The organism is Methanococcoides orientis, from assembly GCF_021184045.1.
In the GTDB taxonomy this organism is placed as follows: domain Archaea; phylum Halobacteriota; class Methanosarcinia; order Methanosarcinales; family Methanosarcinaceae; genus Methanococcoides; species Methanococcoides orientis.
In genome coordinates, this window is sequence record NZ_CP073710.1 from 1,347,411 (window position 1) to 1,363,796 (window position 16,386).

Genomic DNA, 16,386 nt, shown 5'->3' on the forward strand with positions numbered 1-16,386 from the left:
ACGAATCAATGAAAAATGAGGAACTGTCATGGACAACAAGAATATTTCGATCATACACCCACGACCAAGCTCCATCGTGGCCGCATTGTATACTTTGAGGGACCTGAACGTTGACGTTGCAATACTTCACGGCCCACCAGGATGCTCTTTCAAGCATGCAAGACTGCTGGAAGAGGACGGCATACATGTTGTAACAACGGCCCTTGATGAAAGCGGTTTCGTTTTCGGAGGACACGATGCACTTGTCAACATACTCCACAAGGTAAATGACATGTTCCACCCCAAGCTCATAGGCGTTGTGGGAACCTGTGCAAGCATGATCATAGGCGAGGAAATGCGCGAGCCTGTGATGGAAGCAAATCTTGATGTACCAGTCATTGAAGTGGAAGTTCATGCAGGATACAGGAACAACACCAAAGGTGTGCTCTTCGCACTGGAATCTGCCCTTGATGCAGGAATCATCGACAGGGAAGAATTCAGCAGACAACAGCATCTTCTGGAAGAAGCAACCAATGTAGAACTTCGCCACGGTGCTGCAAGTAAGGAATACCTTGCACCATCCCGCGGAGATGTGAAGTACAAAGTTGCACAGAGGATCATCGAGCTGCTTAAGGAAGGAAAGCGCGGGATCACCATCATGAACGCCAAGAAAGAGACAGGATACATGTTCGCAGATATCACACTTGCTGTGAACGAGGTCGCTGAAAAACTTGGCAAAGCTGACAATATAATCAATATGTCCAACACCGATGTTGGTCTTGGACTTCCAAGGGTACGCCACCATGCAGAATGCATCATGAAGGACTTTGAGGAAAAGGGTCTGAATGTCCATGAGATCATTGGCGGGCTGGACGAGTATCCAGTAGCAGGGGCTACCATCGACAAACTAATAGAAGAGAAGTACAGCGACTATGACTTTGCTGTAATCAGCGGAGTCCCACACGCCATACCAATGGACCACCTCGCCGGCATGGAGATCATTTCCGTCACCAACGGACCAAGGCAGGTACTTCCTCTCAAGGAACTTGGACATGAACATGTGCTCGTGGAGATCGACCTGCATCCAAAGACACTTGGTGTCAATCATATCGTCGAGTCAGAGTTTGGAGCCACATTAAGGGAAGTTGCAAAAGAATCACTTTAAACGGAGCATTCACAGATGAACGTACATAAAAGAATAGCCATCTATGGAAAAGGCGGTATCGGTAAGTCCAGCACCGCATCCAACGTTGCAGCTGCCTGTGCAGATGAAGGATACAAGGTAATGATCATCGGCTGTGACCCAAAGAGCGACTCATCCATCACATTGCTGGGAGGCAAACGCATCCCAACCATTCTTGACCTTCTGCGTGACGGGGTCGATGTGAAAGAAGAAGATGTTGTCTTCAAAGGCTATAAAGGCGTACAATGTGTCGAGGTCGGCGGTCCTGAACCAGGTATCGGATGTGCCGGACGCGGTATTATCGTTGCCATACAGACACTTAAAAAGATATCAAGATCACTTAACGAAATGGACCTCATAATCTATGACGTCCCCGGAGATATCGTATGTGGCGGCTTTGTCGCACCTATACGCAAAGGACTTGTGAAGGAAGCCTACGTCCTGACATCCGGCGAATACATGCCACTCTATGCAGCGAACAATATCTGCAGGGGACTTGCAAAGATCAACACCCCACTTAGCGGTATCATCTGCAACTCCCGCAGTGTCAGCCGTGAAGAGGAGATCGTCACAAAGTTCGCAGCAGAGATCGGAAGCGAGCTTATGGCATTCATTCCAAAGGAGCAGATCGTGCAGGACTGTGAGAGAGATGGTTTCTCGGTAATGGAAAAAGCACCTGATTCCAATGTAGCACAGGTCTATCGCAAACTCGCAAGGACCATCATGGAAAGGGACAGCTCGGTCATGCCTGAAGCCCTTGACGATGATCGCCTACGAGAACTTACGAAGTAAAAAGAGAACATCTCATGCCAACAGAAACAGCGGACAGAAAGATGGACATACCAAGGATCCTACTGGCAGCCGACAGGTCATCTTCAGGCAAGACCACCATCACAGCAGGACTGCTTGCAGCCCTTACTTCCAGAGGCTATAGTGTACAACCATTCAAGGTTGCCCTTGACTATATTGATCCCAGCTACCACTCGGAGATCACAGGTCGAAGGGCACGCAACCTTGACGGCTACCTCATGGAAGAGGAAGGGGTCCTTGACGTATTCACACATGCCTGTGAGTTCGACGGGAAAGCCGATATTGCTGTTATCGAAGGTGTGAGAGGACTTTTCGAAGGACTGGAAAGCCTTGGAGATACGGGAAGCACTGCCCAGATAGCCAAGATGCTAAAGTGCCCGGTCATACTGATAATCAATGCCCGCAGTATCACACGTTCTGCAGCCGCCCTTGTGAACGGCTACAAGAACTTCGACCCTGACGTCAACATCGTTGGTGTGATACTGAACAACATCGGCGGCATGAGGCATGCCAGCAAAGCAAAGGAAGCTGTGGAACACTTCACAGGCCTCCCTGTGCTGGGAATAATCCCAAGGGACAATGCAATGCAGATATCCATGCGTCATCTGGGACTTGTTCCGGCCATTGAGGAGAGGCGACGGATAAATGATCTTGATGAGCGTATCGCTGCCATTGAGAAGAGGGTATCTGAAGGCATAGACATTGATAAAGTGCTTGAGCTTGCAAGACAGGCTGAGGCTGTGGAAAAACCGGAAAGTACCGTGTTCACATCACGCAAACTTAAAGGTGAAGCTCCCATAGTCGGAATTGCACTTGATGAGGCATTCAATTTCTACTATCACAATAATATTGAACTCCTGGAACTTGCAGGAGCCAGGATCGAGTATTTCAGCCCCATTCATGATAAGCACCTGCCTGATATCGATGCCCTGTATCTTGGAGGCGGATATCCCGAACTTTTCGCTTCCGAGCTGGAAGCCAACGAGAGCATGAGACAGGATATCAAACAGGCATCCGAGAACGGACTCCCAATATACGGGGAGTGCGGTGGTCTGATGTATCTTACAGAACGTATTACCACCGGCGTCAAGGGCAAGGGAACATACCACATGGCAGAAATGCCTGAGTCCACACATGAAATGGTGGGAGCACTACCAGGACATTCACTTATGGGCCACAAACGTGTGGTCAGCTACAATATCGGAGCACTTGATGTGGATACGATCATCGGCAAGTGCGGAAATTCTTTCATCGGCCATGAGTTCCACCATTCAGAGGTAACTGAGCTGCCATCCGATGCAAAGTTCGCGATAAAGCTTTCACGCGGAACCGGGATCAAGGACGGATGGGATGGCCTTATCAAAAATAATACATTTGGAGCATATGCCCATCTGGAAGCATCATCATACAGGGAATTTGCCACATCTTTTGTGGACTCAGCAGCAAAATACAGGAGTGAAAAAGCTTGAGAGCAGAGATAATCAAAGACCGTGTACTTGTAGAGAAAAAGGCAATAAACGAACTTTACAATACAGGATACTACGGCAGGCCCAAGGACAACGGGCTGGAACTTACACTTATTGAAGCTGCATATCTTGCATACCGCGGGAAGATCGAAGTTGAGAATGATGGCAAAGTGCTTGATTTTGCCGGATTTTTCAAAAAGGCTTCAACCCTGCAGCCAGCATTCGAGCTAAAGTACATTGTTTACAAGGACATAAGGGAAAGAGGATTCTACGTCCAGCCCGGAGTTACTGATTTCCGAGTCTACCCACGTGGAAGCCATCCCGGAAAAGGCGCTGCAAAACAGTTCGTCTATGTCAGGTCTGAAAGGGTGCCAATGCCACTCAAGGACCTACTCCGATCACTGAACGCAGCTGAAAATGTCCGCAAGCAGATGATACTCGCAATAGTGGATGAAGAGAGTGACATCACCTTCTATGAGGTAAAGAGACCAAGAATAAAAGGAGGAATGGGAGATACACTTTACCCGGACATCAATACAGATGCCACGTTCCTCGAGGACAGGGTCATTGTATGGGACGAGGATGCATCCACAACACTCTTTGAAAATGGTTTCTACGGCAAGCCGCTTGATAAACAAAGACTCCAGCTTTCACTTGTGGAATCACGCTACCTGATGGAGAACGGCGTGATCAATATCACAGACCGTCAGGATACGGAACTGGATAGCGAGTCATTCACAGAGATCGCTTCGAAGATCGAGCCGGAGTTTCTCCTGAAGAACAGTGTGTACACCGACCTTCGTGAGAAGGGAGTTGTTCCAAAAACAGGATTCAAGTTCGGTAGCCATTTCCGTGTTTATGCACAGGTTGAATCCCCTGCAAAGATACCTCACTCGGAATATCTGGTACATTCAATTCCTTCAGACCATGAGTTCAGACTTCCTGTAATGTCAAGAGCTGTACGCCTTGCCAACAGTGTCAGGAAAAGCATGCTGTATGCGATCCCTACCGATGAAGGCATTGACTACATCGATATTGGAAGAGTGAAGATGTGATCCTACCCAGGATCACTTTTCCAAAATAACATTTATTAACTACCTCTTTGAATTATTTAGCATGGAAGTACTTTATCTGAAAGACTGTTACATCAGGGAATTCGAAGCAACTGTGGCGAGTGTGAAGGATGATAAATTCGTGACCCTTGACACAACTGCATTCTATCCAAAATCCGGAGGTCAACCGAATGATGCCGGAGTTCTAATCAGCGATGGAAAGGAATACAATGTCGTTTTCGTCGGGAAGTTCGATGGTCAGATCAGCCACGAGGTCAGTGAGCCAGGACTCAAAGAAGGAGATAAAGTAAAGGGAGTCATCGACTGGGACAGGCGCACCCTTTTCATGAACTACCATACCGCATCCCATATCCTCAGCGCCATCATTCACAATGAGACCGGTGCAAAGATCTCAGGAAACCAGATCGCAGAGGAGAAGACACGAGTGGACTTCAACTTGGAGAACTTTGACAGAGAGCAGATCGGTTCATACGAAGCAAAGGTCAATGAGGTCATCGACAGAGCAATTGATGTGAAGATAGACATCCTTCCGAGAGAGGAAGCACTTACTATCCCCTCAGTTGTTAAGCTCAAGGACGCATTCCCTCCGGAGATAGAAGAGATACGCGTGATCAGAATTCCTGATGTTGATGACCAGGCATGTGGAGGAACACACGTGAAAAATACGGGAGAGATCCCGCATATAGAGATCTTCAAGGCAGAGAATAAAGGAAAGAACAACAGGCGAATCTACTTCAGATTCACCTGATCTTATTTTTAAGCGACCTTATTTCTTTTTTAAATTTACATTCCCGATCGTATTGACATTAAGACTCGTTTTCCTCGAAGTACCTTCTCACAAGCAGCACAAGACTTGAACCAAGCAGTACCAGCAGGAAGATCGCAATAACCATACCTTCGAGAGTAAAGTCCTGCCACGAATGCACCGAGACCCACATCCCACTGCGGGTAACGAATGTTGCGAATATGACCAGTATGAAAGATGCAACTGCGAGCATCGGAGCAAGGAACCTGTATTCCCCGTGCTTGACCCTTGTCTGAGAATGCAGATAAGCAGTCGCTGTTATCCAGGGAATCAGTGACGATGTCTCAACAGGGTCCCATGTCCAGTACCATGCACCCCATCCGAGGACCTCATATGCCCAGAAACCGCCAAGTCCAATACCTGCTGTAAGGAAAAGCCATGCCAGACGCATCCAGTCACGTGATATCTTTACCCATTTCTCATCGTCGATGAGCAACGTAGCAAGAGCAGCGGCAAATGGAATGGTGAAAGCTGCATAGCCAAGGAACAACACAGGAGGATGGACTGCCATCCATGGATTTCTCAGAAGCGGGTTCATACCCTGCCCGTCCACAAGCGGGTATGCTGAGACAAATGGGTTCCAGTTGGAAATGTCAACGTATGCACCTACGCCCCCATAATACATGGAGAACGGATTCTTCAATACCAGCAACATCAGGAAGACTGTAACGATGCACAGACATATTGCACGTGTGATGTTCATTAGCCTGGTGTCTGACAGCTCTTTTGTGTGGCCTGTATACTGCATTGCCAGAAGCATCAGCAGGGTGAACCATGTCCAAAGCAGGAATGAACCTTCCTGGCCTGCCCACAATGCGGAAAGACGATAGACAAATTCAAGGTCGATACTTGAATGCATGTAAACATAAACGTAGGATGCTGATACCGTTAGCAGATAGTAGGTAAGCATCAGGATAGCGAGTGTGATGGCGGATGCACATCCAATTTCAAGCTTTCTGGAAAGTGAACCGGCATGAGCACTATTTGTACGCAGGTGGATGACTGAATATATCGCCGAGCCGGCACCAAGAATAAAGGCAATCCATATGAGGATCATTCCAAAGTTCATTTCTTACCCCCCTTAGGGCGTTCTGAACCCTTGTTTCTTTTTCCTTTTATCTTAGCCACAGAAGTTGTGGCCTTTCCATCAACTGAATAATCGATAAGTCCAAGAACAGCTATGCCTGCGAGCATCAGGAAGAGGCCACCCCAGATGAATGTGATGAATGGCACGGTCCTCACATATATGCTGACCTCACCACTGGTCTCGTTTACCGCTTTGGGGGCGATGAAAAGTTCCTCGAATACGCCACGATCCACATAGGTGCTTGTGTACGTCTGGCCCCATTTGAAATCAGTGATATATTTGATCTGTCCGCTATCAAAATAAGCGCCTTTTTTGTAAACATCGAAATCCACATAGGTTGCATAGGAAGAACCCGGATACTGCTTATACTGTGAGCCTTCGAAAGCGGAATCCATTCCGGTAACCGATATCATATAGTTCTGCCCTTCGAACTAGCCGGCAGAATCCATGGAAACCACAGCAGAACCATCTACCTTCAAATTGCTGCTGGCAACGATCCCTATGAGTATCAGAATTATCCCAAGATGGATAACATGTGCACTGACACCTCGCAGTTTCATTGCACGTGAGTCACTCTGGAGAGACATATATATCTTATAAAATGTAGCGACCAGAGCCATGCTTACCACAGGCACGGCAACATCAAGAGGAAGGTTTCCGAAAGGAGATAGAAAAGCAAATGCTATGGAGATTGCAACTGTGAAACCACCAACGAACAAAGTTCTCTTCGCATCGAAATAACCATAAAGCAAGCCCATCGTAAGCAGTACTACCAACGCTGCTGTGGGAAGAGCACTCCTGTTGTTAAAATATTCAGCACTCATGCCCATCTCGACGCCTGTGGTCAGCCTGACTATCAGTGGTGTTAACATGCCCACAGTTATAAGAGCAGCAAGGAGCAGCATGGTCAATACCGCTGCCAGCATTATATTACTGCTGTTTACGAGGTCTTTGCTTTTTTTCATGAAATTCACAATCGTTACGTCTGTTCAAATATGTATCGGTACTGACATTAAAAAAACAGGATCAATAATGATAAAATCGTGATGATATTTTGATAGGGGGCTGATAGAATATTGATAACATGCTGATCTCTGAAAAAGAAATGTTGAAAGGCGGTATGACCCCGCCTCATAGAAAATGCATGTTCTTTAATCCACTTTACTGAACTTTGAATGTACAGCTCCGCAGATCGGACACCTTTCAGGTGCTTCACCTTCTACGGTATATCCGCAGACCTCACAGACATAGTAATCAGTATCTTCGTTGTCATCCATATTGTCCAGTGCTTTCTGATATAGCTCAGCATGGACCTTCTCGACCTGATTCGCCAGATCAAAGCTACGGACAGCTTTCTTGTTGCCTTCTTTCTCTGCTTCCTCAATAAAGGCAGGATACATTTCGCTGAATTCCATAGTCTCACCAGCTATTGCTTCCTGAAGATTTTCCTCAGTGCTCTTTACATCGCCCAGAACCCTCAGATGATTGTGAGCATGTACTGTTTCTGCAGCAGCTGCAGCCCTGAACAGTTTGGCGATCTTCGTGAAGCCTTCTTTATCAGCCATTTTTGCAAAAGCAAGGTACTTCCTGTTTGCCATTGATTCACCGGCAAACGCTTCTTTCAGATTTTCGATGGTACTCATGAGATTACTCCTTTTTTTACTATATTGAAAGATAACTGTGCACATATCAAATATATGATTAATGGAAGGAAGAATGTAAAGAAGAGTAGATGAGTGAGGGAAAGTAAAGGGAAGAAGAGAGGAAAGAGAAAAGAGAGGAATAAAAGTAGATCGAGAAGAAATAAAAGTGGATATTATAGTTGGTTTTATATATCAATGAAGCAGATTAGAGCAAAATATAATGAGTTGATAACACGATCGAGCTAATTGTTCTTGCAATATGGTTAATGCTTCCTGCATATCTTCCGAATCCTTTTGCAGCTGTCTTTGGAGGCGGCAGGCCTATCGACGGAGGAAAAACAATGTCTGATGGCAGGCGCATCCTTGGAGATGGAAAGACCTTCCGCGGTTTCTTTGCAGGCCTTATATGCGGTACTCTTGCAGGACTATTACAGATGCGACTGATCGAAAGCTATCCTGTAATATTGGGAGCACAACTACCAACATTCGGAACAGGTGGACTGAACTCGACCATCGTTGTATTCGCGCTTGCTTTTGGCTCCCTTTTCGGAGATATGTTCATGAGCTTCTTCAAGCGCCGTATGGGATTAAAACGTGGAGCTCCGCTACCTGTTGTAGACCAGCTTGATTTCGTCATGGGAGCATTGTTATTTGCCTACCTTGCATCCCCATACTGGTTCTCCGAACAGTTCACATTCACGATCATATTGGTTATACTGATCATCACACCCCTGCTTCACCTTGTGACGAATGTTATAGGATATTTTATGGGTGTCAAGAAAGAACCATGGTAAATACCAGAAAAAGGAAAGGATCACAATGACAACATCATCAAATGACAAAGAAGAGCTTATAGATGCACTCAAAGCCTGTGGGGCTGTTAAGTTCGGAGACTTTACCCTTGCATCAGGAAAGAAGAGCAAATATTATATCGACATCAAAAAGGCCAGTTCCGACCCCGGCACATTGAAGATCATTGCAAAACAGGCAGCTTCACTGATCAAGGCAATGGACATCGATATCGTCGGAGGTGTTGCACTGGGAGGCGTTCCAATCGCCACAGCCGTATCCCTTGAGACAAATATGCCACTCCTGCTAATACGTAAATCTGCCAAAGAGTATGGTACCGGCGGCAGGTTCGTAGGAGATGTTACAGAAGGCGACAGGATCATCCTGCTAGAAGACGTGACCACCAGCGGCGGTTCCGTTCTTGAGGCAATTGGTGCTGTACGTGAAGCCGGATGCATCATTGACAAAGTGATCACTGTAGTGGACCGTGAAGATGGTGCAACAGAGAACCTCAATGAGATTGATGTTGAGCTAATCCCTCTTGTGCGTGCAAGTGACCTGCTTGCTGGCAATTAAAACGATATAATGCAGCAGTAAAGTTGTGCTGCTGCAACGAACTTTTTTTACTTACATTATAAATACCTTAATCCACATAGCCTATAGAGGAGTGGGCTTAGAAGTATTCATTTTGAAGTATCAAAGTGGAAACTACCTCTATAAATATCAGTATCTCAAATATATCGGCACCGACCACAATTTTGAGTTAATGAGCATCACTACATACGTACCTACCGACCTACAAAAATCAAGGTGATAAAATGTTCTGTTACCAGTGTGAAGAAACAATGAACGGAGAAGGCTGCACAAAGAACGGCATGTGCGGTAAAAAAGGTGAGGTCTCTGACCTTCAGGACGATCTTATCTATGTGCTTAAGAGTGTTGCATTCTACAACCAGAAAGCAAGAAAGGCAAAGATATCTGAAGAGAGCACTGATGATTTCATGCTCGATGCGCTGTTCTCCACCATAACGAATACCGATTTCAGGGCGACCGGAATTCAGGACCGCATTGACAGAGGATTCGAGCTTCAGGCTGAGATCAGACAGAAACTTCTGGATAACAATGCACTTGATGAGAGCGATCTTCCCGAGATCGCAACATTAAGCCCGGAAAACCTCAAGGACAGGGATACCGGCATACTTGCAACAGAGAACGAAGATATCCGATCATTAAGAGAACTGTTGATCTTTGGTATCAAAGGAATTGCAGCATATGCACATCATGCGATGATGCTTGAGCAGACCAATAAAAAAGTTAATTCATTCATAGAAGAGGGGCTTTTGGCAACTATGGATGACAGCCTGACCGATAAGAACCTCGTCTCACTTGTCCTGAGATGCGGAGAAAAAGGGTTTGATGCAATGGCGGCACTTGACACGGCAAACACCAATGCATTCGGAAATCCGGAACCTACAGAGGTCAATATCGGAACAAGAGACAAGCCGGGAATTCTCATCAGCGGACATGATCTGAATGACCTGAAACAACTATTGGATCAAACCGAGGGAACAGGCGTCGATGTCTATACTCACGGCGAGATGCTGCCTGCAAACTCATATCCTGAATTTAAGAAATACGAACACCTTGTCGGAAACTATGGAGGCTCATGGTGGCACCAGAAGCAGGAGTTCGAGAGCTTCAACGGACCTATACTGCTGACAAGTAACTGTATAGTCCCTCCAAAGAAGACCTACATTGACAGAATATACACTACCGGTTCTGTTGGTTTTGATGGTGTCAAACACCTCGTGGCTGAAGACGGTAAGAAGGATTTTTCAGCGATAATCGAACAGGCAAAGACCTGTGAACCTCCGGTACAACTGGAAGAAGGTACCATCATGGGCGGCTTTGCTTACAATTCCGTATTGTCTAATGCAGACAAGATCGTTGATGCCGTCAAAGCAGGCAAGATAAAGAAGTTCATTGTCATGGCAGGATGTGACGGTCGCCACAAGGACAGGCAGTACTACACTGACTTTGCAGAAGCACTACCAAAGGATACGGTCATACTTACCGCCGGATGTGCAAAATATCGATACAATAAGCTTAACCTTGGAGACATTGACGGCATTCCAAGGGTACTGGATGCAGGACAGTGTAATGATTCATTTTCACTGGTCATCATTGCACAGGGGCTTATGGCCAGACTTGGATTTATAGATGTTAACGAAGCACCGATCTCGTACAATATCGCATGGTACGAACAAAAGGCGGTCCTTGTGTTGCTTGCCCTCCTGAGGATGGGAATACAGGATATTGTCCTTGGCCCAAAACTACCTGCATTTGTCTCACCTAATGTTCTCAAGGTGCTAGTGGATGAGTTCAACATATCACCCAACACCACCGTAGAAGAGGACATGGAGAGACTCTTAAAATAAACATTCATCAATGGAGACGAGGAAATTATGAAAATTATAGATCTAGAGAAAGCACCTGAGAAAGAGAACCCCCACAACGTACTTGCTAAAGGACTCTTTGATACCGATCAGGTACAGGTCGTACACCTTGAGCTTAAACCCGGAGAGTCACTGAAGTTACACAAGACACCAATGAACGTGTTCTTCTATGTACTCGAAGGAACCGGCATTGTTGTGATCGGCGATGAGGAAGAAACTGTTTCAAAGGACATGCTTATCGAAAGTCCAAAAGCCATCCCTCACTTGCTGAGGAATGAAAGTGACAGCCTTTTCCGATTCCTCGTTGTGAAACTGAAAGAGTGAACGAACTACAGTAAAGAGGTTGCATCCACAACAAGGATGCTTCCTGCAACCACTTTTTCTTCTTTTTTACCTGTTTATTATCAGACCGTGATCTCGCCTATGCTTAGAGTGCCATCATATATCTCGATACTCGGATCGTTCCAAAGATGATAATTTATCGTCATGTTTTTAGTGACATTATTATCCAATGTAGCATACACCGTGTATCTGTCCTCAGCCCATGCAAAAACTGAACGGGGTACCATATACAGTGGCTTTGGATGTGACCAGTGTTCATCCGGATCCAGATTCCTTGAATCATTAAAGATAGAAGTATTGTCAGGGCCGATGATCTCAACAGCTACTGTATGTGAAACATTATCATAATTAGAAACTGAGAACAAAGGAGTTGGAGAACCGGCAATAAAAAAGGTGAACCAGAAAGGGAATGATATGACAACTAAAAAAAGCAGAATAAAGATCACCAATGTTTTGCGGGAAATCATTTTATCATCACTCCATAATCAATAGAAAGTAATTGTATGTCAAAGTATAAAAATATATAAAGAAACGGTCGGTTTTTTAGAATTGCACAGGAATCAAATCTAAAAAATATAAGATTTCATTGTTTAGTACGAAACCATGTCGGAAACTATTTATTTAATACAAAGAAAACTAGCTCCCTTAACATATCTAAATAAACAGATCAACATTATTTTTCAATAATATAATAAAATAAATTTATTATTAATATCAATACATTTTTTGATCAAATGAGGTTATACAGATGAATGTTCTAATCGTTGGTGGCGGCGGCAGAGAAAATGCTATCGCAGATGCTGTTGCAAGAAGTGAACGCAATCCCACTATGTTCTCAGTTATGGCAAAGAAGAATCCGGGAATTGCCAGCTTGTGCGAAGATGTCCTTTTAGTTAAAGAGACAGAAGTGGAAAAGGTAGTCGAGTACGCAATATCAAAGAACATCGAAGTCGCTTTTATCGGACCGGAAGCACCTCTTGCAGCCGGTCTTGCCGATGCCCTTGAGAATGCAGGGATCGGAGCGGTCGGACCCAGAAAGGATGTCGCACGCATCGAGTTCGACAAGGCATGGGCACGCAATTTTATGAGGGATAACAACATCGATGGCTGTCCTGCATTCAAGGTATTCTCCAGTGAAGAAGGACTTGAGGAATACATTGAGGAATTGGGCAACGTTGCTATCAAGCCAGCAGGACTTACAGGCGGCAAGGGTGTCAAGGTCATGGGCGACCAGTTACCTGACACAAAGGCTGCTTTTGAATATTCAAAGTCATTGCTCGATGGTGACAATGTCGTTGTGGAAGAGAACCTGATAGGCGAGGAGTTCACATTACAGGCATTTGTTGACGGAAAGAACCTTGCATTCACACCATGTGTGCAGGACCACAAACGTGCCTTTGAGAACGACCTCGGACCAAACACCGGTGGAATGGGATCCTATTCCAGCGCTGATGAGCTTCTTCCTTTCATGAACGTCGATGATATCGAGCCTGCAAGGGAGATCATGAAGGCAACCGTGAAAGCCCTTCATGAAGCAACAGGCACACCATTCAAGGGAATCCTTTACGGCCAGTTCATCCTTACAAAGGACGGACCAAAGGTAATCGAGTTCAATGCCAGATTTGGTGACCCTGAAGCAATGAACGTGCTTCCACTGCTCGATACCGACATGGTTGATGTCATGTCTGCAGTTGCCAATGGAACACTTGATGAGCTGGATGTGAAATTCGCTCACAAGGCAACAGTTTGCAAGTATGCAGTACCTGCAGGATATCCTGATGAGCCAACAAAGGACAAGGAAGTTATCGTTGGCGATATCGGTGATGCGATATTATTCTATTCAAGCGTATATGAAAAGGATGGAAAAGTTTACACCACCGGCTCCAGAGCTGTAGCTGTCGTGGGTATCGAAGACACCATCGACAAAGCTGAGAAGATCGCACAGAATGCACTTGAGAACATTATTGGAGACCTTCATTTCAGAAGTGATATTGGAAAGCCTGAGCTTATCCAGAGAAGAATAGACCACATGGAAGAAATCCGTGGTTAACTCTCGAAACTGAGTTGATAACATGAAACATTTACTATCAATGACCGACCTGACATCCGATGAGATCATCGAGATCCTTGATATGGCAGAAGACCTCAAGGAGAAGAGGGTACGCGGAAAGGTCACAGACCTGCTTAAGAACAAAAGCCTTGCGATGATATTCGAAAAGTCATCCACAAGGACAAGAGTATCATTCGAAGTTGCAATGAGCGACCTTGGAGGACACTCCATTTACCTTAATTCAAGGGATATACAGATCGGACGCGGCGAAACCGTTTCAGATACTGCCCAGGTGCTTTCCCGCTATGTTGCAGGGATCACTGCAAGGGTGAACAGCCACAAGACCGTCGAGGATCTTGCTGCTCATTCACAGGTACCGGTCATTAACGCACTTTCCGACCTTGAACACCCATGCCAGATACTGGCGGATTTCCTGACCATCCGTGAATACAAGAACAGCCTTAAAGGATTGAAGTTCGCATGGATCGGTGACGGTAACAACGTATGTAATTCACTTATTCTCGGCTGTGCTCTCGTTGGCATGGAGATCGCTGTTGCATGTCCTGAAGGCTACGAGCCAAATGCAGACATCGTAGCAAAGGGAAGAGAACTTGGTGGAAATATCAACGTCACGAACGATCCGCAGGAAGCCGCAAGGGATGCAGATGTATTGTATACCGATGTGTGGGTTTCCATGGGTGATGAGGAAGAAAGGGATAAAAGGCTCAGCGACCTTGCAGACTATCAGATCAATTCCGAACTGGTCGGTCTCTCAAAACACAATGTGATCGTAATGCATTGCCTGCCTGCACACAGAGGCGAGGAGATCTCAGCAGAGGTCATGGAAGGACCTCATTCCGTGGTATTTGACCAGGCAGAGAACCGCCTGCACGCACAGAAGGCTCTTATACTGAAACTGATGGCATAATATGCCATCCACATTTTATTTTTTCTTCCATTGAGAAGGCTTCGTCCAATTTTAAAGCCGTTGTCCATTTTGAGACCTTATTCAATTTTACGCATCAGTCGCCGATTAAAAGTGGATTATACTATATATGAATGACAACAATCTATAAATTAGATCAAGAGTCCTGTTTCTTCTTCTCTTGATCGACTCCTTTATTGACTCTTTTGAAGACCGGGGTATTCAAGACAACCTCCAAAGCTCTTTTGAAAACTCCCCCCGGATCTTTTTTCAATACAATAATAAATAATTTATAATCTACCTGATATAGACCAACAAATTTCATAACATCCTAAATCGAGGAAAATACATATTATCAATGTTGCTCATATATGTATATTGGTGATCAAGATGTGGACATTCTCAAAATTAAGTAAAGAAAATATGGATGCAATTAGTGCTGCAGAAGGAAAACTTGGTATAACACTTATCGCTTTCTCTGATGAAGATATCAAGTATGCAGAACTCGATGACGAAGGTGTCAAAGAAGTAAAAGAACTGGAAAAGAAATTGGGTCTTTCTCTTGTAGCTCTTGAAACAGACTAAAAGTGGACGTAACACCCTACACTCCCTCTTTTTCTTTTTTTCTCAATATCAAAGGTCTAATTCTTTAAAAAAAACTCTATTTCTAGAAATCATAAAGAAAAGAACAGTTGTTCTACATTCTATTACTGATTGCAGGCAATCAAATCAAGCCAACAGGTTTCCATAACCACAACGCTTAATAATGAAAAACACTACTATTGGCTAACCACGTTGCGAGGGTTGCCCAGCCAGGCCAAAGGCGCTAGGTTCAGAGCCTAGTCTCGTAGGAGTACAAGGGTTCGAATCCCTTCTCTCGCACCAATTCTTTTAAGCTGTTTTATTGCCAATAGTATATTTGTCAGATGTTTTACCTATCCAAGAGATCTTTCTGCTTTTTTGGAACAAGCTGATAAAAAAAGATATAAAAATTGATGTTCTAAAAATAGTGGCTAGAGTATTGAATGATTTTTTTTCTATGGAAGGTCACAAATGAAGCTAGAGTGGAGCAGAAACAATATTATCTTTAACTATTGTAATGAAGCAGACCTAAAAGAGATAGCAGAAATGCTTTCAAAAGAAAGTGTGTGCAAGTACATGTTCTTCGGACCAAATACAGAAGAAGATACAATTTCCTATTTTTCACCACTTATCAACTCAATAGAGGAATCTTTAAAAGAAGACAAGATACCGCACATCAATGTCTTCACGATCAGGGAAAAGGATACTGGTAATTTCATAGGTCAATGTGCCTTGTTCCCGATAGAGTTCACCAATGGGAATTACCTCATTGGATACCAGATTGACGATATCCAATGGAGGAAAGGGTATGGAAGTGCTGCCTGTGAGTTTCTGGTATATTATGCATTAAATGTACTAGATGCATTCAGGATTACAGGAGATTGTACAGAAGGGAACGTTGCCTCTGAAAAAACAATGAGAAGATCAGGTTTTCAGTCGGAAGGAAGACAAAGAAAATACTGGTCGCATAAGGGTAAATGGTATGACAGACTCCTTTTTGGTTTATTGAAAGAAGATGTTTCCAAAGAGAGAATGGAAGCATTGAAAGCCAAATACAAATGATCGTGAGTAACATGGAATCAAAAGTATCCTGAGATCAAGCCGAGCCAAAGACAATACTTCAGGGACATGCCAAAACCAGCAAAAAACCGATATTACTATTAGTAATTAAATGCAATTGTTTTATATAGCATTAG

Annotated in this window: 19 protein-coding genes and 1 tRNA gene; 14 read left to right on the top strand and 6 right to left on the bottom strand. The window is 44.7% G+C overall.

What is annotated here, in order from left to right; translation table 11 throughout:
- The first annotated feature begins 28 nt into the window (after positions 1–28).
- The 5 genes from cfbD (at position 29) to alaXM (ending at position 5,259) form a co-directional block, all read left to right on the top strand.
- The gene (cfbD, locus tag J7W08_RS06410) at positions 29–1,144 is read left to right on the top strand and encodes a Ni-sirohydrochlorin a,c-diamide reductive cyclase catalytic subunit (RefSeq protein WP_233083723.1); all 1,116 of its coding nucleotides are present in this window, start codon (positions 29–31) and stop codon (positions 1,142–1,144) included.
- Positions 1,145–1,159: 15 nt separating this feature from the next.
- Complete coding sequence (cfbC, locus tag J7W08_RS06415) at positions 1,160–1,954, top strand: Ni-sirohydrochlorin a,c-diamide reductive cyclase ATP-dependent reductase subunit (RefSeq protein ID WP_048194930.1); 795 nt, start codon at positions 1,160–1,162, stop codon at positions 1,952–1,954.
- Positions 1,955–1,968: 14 nt separating this feature from the next.
- A complete protein-coding gene (gene cfbB / locus J7W08_RS06420; protein WP_233083724.1) occupies positions 1,969–3,441 on the top strand; it encodes a Ni-sirohydrochlorin a,c-diamide synthase in 1,473 nt (490 codons plus the stop codon).
- Positions 3,438–4,493 (top strand): tRNA-intron lyase, encoded by a 1,056-nt coding sequence (endA, locus tag J7W08_RS06425; protein WP_048194934.1) that lies wholly within the window; start codon positions 3,438–3,440, stop codon positions 4,491–4,493. Before cfbB ends, endA begins: the two co-directional genes overlap by 4 nt.
- 61 nt (positions 4,494–4,554) lie before the next feature.
- Positions 4,555–5,259 carry an alanyl-tRNA editing protein AlaXM gene (gene alaXM, locus J7W08_RS06430; protein WP_233083725.1) on the top strand — a complete coding sequence of 235 codons (705 nt, stop codon included), beginning with the start codon at positions 4,555–4,557 and terminating at the stop codon, positions 5,257–5,259.
- Between the two features lie 58 nt (positions 5,260–5,317).
- Here alaXM and ccsA read toward each other — a convergent pair whose 3' ends face one another.
- The 4 genes from ccsA to J7W08_RS06450 all read right to left on the bottom strand — a co-directional run bounded on the left by ccsA (position 5,318) and on the right by J7W08_RS06450 (position 8,046).
- Complete coding sequence (gene ccsA / locus J7W08_RS06435) at positions 5,318–6,385, bottom strand: cytochrome c biogenesis protein CcsA (protein WP_233083726.1); 1,068 nt, start codon at positions 6,383–6,385, stop codon at positions 5,318–5,320.
- Complete coding sequence (locus J7W08_RS06440) at positions 6,382–6,816, bottom strand: hypothetical protein (RefSeq protein ID WP_233083727.1); 435 nt, start codon at positions 6,814–6,816, stop codon at positions 6,382–6,384. The genes ccsA and J7W08_RS06440 overlap by 4 nt, the downstream gene beginning before the upstream one ends.
- 18 nt (positions 6,817–6,834) lie before the next feature.
- Positions 6,835–7,368 (bottom strand): cytochrome c-type biogenesis CcmF C-terminal domain-containing protein, encoded by a 534-nt coding sequence (locus J7W08_RS06445; RefSeq protein WP_233083728.1) that lies wholly within the window; start codon positions 7,366–7,368, stop codon positions 6,835–6,837.
- A 186-nt stretch (positions 7,369–7,554) separates the two neighbouring features.
- Positions 7,555–8,046 carry a rubrerythrin family protein gene (locus J7W08_RS06450; protein WP_233083729.1) on the bottom strand — a complete coding sequence of 164 codons (492 nt, stop codon included), beginning with the start codon at positions 8,044–8,046 and terminating at the stop codon, positions 7,555–7,557.
- Between the two features lie 266 nt (positions 8,047–8,312).
- Between J7W08_RS06450 and J7W08_RS06455 the strand changes: the two genes are divergently transcribed.
- The 4 genes from J7W08_RS06455 to J7W08_RS06470 all read left to right on the top strand — a co-directional run bounded on the left by J7W08_RS06455 (position 8,313) and on the right by J7W08_RS06470 (position 11,615).
- Positions 8,313–8,840, top strand: coding sequence for a CDP-2,3-bis-(O-geranylgeranyl)-sn-glycerol synthase (locus tag J7W08_RS06455; RefSeq protein ID WP_233083730.1), 528 nt, complete (start codon positions 8,313–8,315; stop codon positions 8,838–8,840).
- Between the two features lie 25 nt (positions 8,841–8,865).
- Entirely contained in the window at positions 8,866–9,411 is a 546-nt protein-coding gene (pyrE, locus tag J7W08_RS06460) for an orotate phosphoribosyltransferase (RefSeq protein WP_233085738.1), read from the top strand.
- A gap of 242 nt (positions 9,412–9,653) precedes the next feature.
- Positions 9,654–11,273 (top strand): hydroxylamine reductase, encoded by a 1,620-nt coding sequence (hcp, locus tag J7W08_RS06465; protein ID WP_233083731.1) that lies wholly within the window; start codon positions 9,654–9,656, stop codon positions 11,271–11,273.
- A gap of 27 nt (positions 11,274–11,300) precedes the next feature.
- Complete coding sequence (locus J7W08_RS06470) at positions 11,301–11,615, top strand: cupin domain-containing protein (protein ID WP_233083732.1); 315 nt, start codon at positions 11,301–11,303, stop codon at positions 11,613–11,615.
- Positions 11,616–11,695: 80 nt separating this feature from the next.
- On the opposite strand, the gene J7W08_RS06475 is transcribed toward J7W08_RS06470, so the two are convergent.
- Positions 11,696–12,100, bottom strand: coding sequence for a hypothetical protein (locus J7W08_RS06475; protein ID WP_233083733.1), 405 nt, complete (start codon positions 12,098–12,100; stop codon positions 11,696–11,698).
- A gap of 281 nt (positions 12,101–12,381) precedes the next feature.
- Between J7W08_RS06475 and purD the strand changes: the two genes are divergently transcribed.
- Complete coding sequence (gene purD / locus J7W08_RS06480; protein ID WP_233083734.1) at positions 12,382–13,683, top strand: phosphoribosylamine--glycine ligase; 1,302 nt, start codon at positions 12,382–12,384, stop codon at positions 13,681–13,683.
- A gap of 22 nt (positions 13,684–13,705) precedes the next feature.
- Entirely contained in the window at positions 13,706–14,611 is a 906-nt protein-coding gene (argF, locus tag J7W08_RS06485) for an ornithine carbamoyltransferase (RefSeq protein ID WP_233083735.1), read from the top strand.
- A gap of 154 nt (positions 14,612–14,765) precedes the next feature.
- Here argF and J7W08_RS06490 read toward each other — a convergent pair whose 3' ends face one another.
- Entirely contained in the window at positions 14,766–14,933 is a 168-nt protein-coding gene (locus J7W08_RS06490) for a hypothetical protein (RefSeq protein ID WP_233083736.1), read from the bottom strand.
- A gap of 65 nt (positions 14,934–14,998) precedes the next feature.
- Between J7W08_RS06490 and J7W08_RS06495 the strand changes: the two genes are divergently transcribed.
- The 3 genes from J7W08_RS06495 (at position 14,999) to J7W08_RS06505 (ending at position 16,252) form a co-directional block, all read left to right on the top strand.
- Positions 14,999–15,193, top strand: coding sequence for a hypothetical protein (locus tag J7W08_RS06495; protein ID WP_048194953.1), 195 nt, complete (start codon positions 14,999–15,001; stop codon positions 15,191–15,193).
- A 212-nt stretch (positions 15,194–15,405) separates the two neighbouring features.
- Positions 15,406–15,493: transfer RNA gene (locus tag J7W08_RS06500), tRNA-Leu, on the top strand.
- Between the two features lie 168 nt (positions 15,494–15,661).
- Positions 15,662–16,252, top strand: coding sequence for a GNAT family N-acetyltransferase (locus tag J7W08_RS06505; RefSeq protein ID WP_233083737.1), 591 nt, complete (start codon positions 15,662–15,664; stop codon positions 16,250–16,252).
- Positions 16,253–16,386: the final 134 nt, after the last annotated feature.

What these genes read in the sequence shown, in the direction of transcription:
- cfbD (WP_233083723.1), top strand. Translation starts at nt 29, where the DNA reads ATGGACAACAAGAATATTTCGATCATACACCCACGACCAAGCTCCATC.
- cfbC (WP_048194930.1), top strand. Translation starts at nt 1,160, where the DNA reads ATGAACGTACATAAAAGAATAGCCATCTATGGAAAAGGCGGTATCGGT.
- cfbB (WP_233083724.1), top strand. Translation starts at nt 1,969, where the DNA reads ATGCCAACAGAAACAGCGGACAGAAAGATGGACATACCAAGGATCCTA.
- alaXM (WP_233083725.1), top strand. Translation starts at nt 4,555, where the DNA reads ATGGAAGTACTTTATCTGAAAGACTGTTACATCAGGGAATTCGAAGCA.
- ccsA (WP_233083726.1), bottom strand. Translation starts at nt 6,385, where the DNA reads ATGAACTTTGGAATGATCCTCATATGGATTGCCTTTATTCTTGGTGCC.
- J7W08_RS06440 (WP_233083727.1), bottom strand. Translation starts at nt 6,816, where the DNA reads ATGATATCGGTTACCGGAATGGATTCCGCTTTCGAAGGCTCACAGTAT.
- J7W08_RS06445 (WP_233083728.1), bottom strand. Translation starts at nt 7,368, where the DNA reads ATGAAAAAAAGCAAAGACCTCGTAAACAGCAGTAATATAATGCTGGCA.
- J7W08_RS06450 (WP_233083729.1), bottom strand. Translation starts at nt 8,046, where the DNA reads ATGAGTACCATCGAAAATCTGAAAGAAGCGTTTGCCGGTGAATCAATG.
- J7W08_RS06455 (WP_233083730.1), top strand. Translation starts at nt 8,313, where the DNA reads ATGCTTCCTGCATATCTTCCGAATCCTTTTGCAGCTGTCTTTGGAGGC.
- pyrE (WP_233085738.1), top strand. Translation starts at nt 8,866, where the DNA reads ATGACAACATCATCAAATGACAAAGAAGAGCTTATAGATGCACTCAAA.
- hcp (WP_233083731.1), top strand. Translation starts at nt 9,654, where the DNA reads ATGTTCTGTTACCAGTGTGAAGAAACAATGAACGGAGAAGGCTGCACA.
- J7W08_RS06470 (WP_233083732.1), top strand. Translation starts at nt 11,301, where the DNA reads ATGAAAATTATAGATCTAGAGAAAGCACCTGAGAAAGAGAACCCCCAC.
- J7W08_RS06475 (WP_233083733.1), bottom strand. Translation starts at nt 12,100, where the DNA reads ATGATTTCCCGCAAAACATTGGTGATCTTTATTCTGCTTTTTTTAGTT.
- purD (WP_233083734.1), top strand. Translation starts at nt 12,382, where the DNA reads ATGAATGTTCTAATCGTTGGTGGCGGCGGCAGAGAAAATGCTATCGCA.
- argF (WP_233083735.1), top strand. Translation starts at nt 13,706, where the DNA reads ATGAAACATTTACTATCAATGACCGACCTGACATCCGATGAGATCATC.
- J7W08_RS06490 (WP_233083736.1), bottom strand. Translation starts at nt 14,933, where the DNA reads ATGAAATTTGTTGGTCTATATCAGGTAGATTATAAATTATTTATTATT.
- J7W08_RS06495 (WP_048194953.1), top strand. Translation starts at nt 14,999, where the DNA reads ATGTGGACATTCTCAAAATTAAGTAAAGAAAATATGGATGCAATTAGT.
- J7W08_RS06505 (WP_233083737.1), top strand. Translation starts at nt 15,662, where the DNA reads ATGAAGCTAGAGTGGAGCAGAAACAATATTATCTTTAACTATTGTAAT.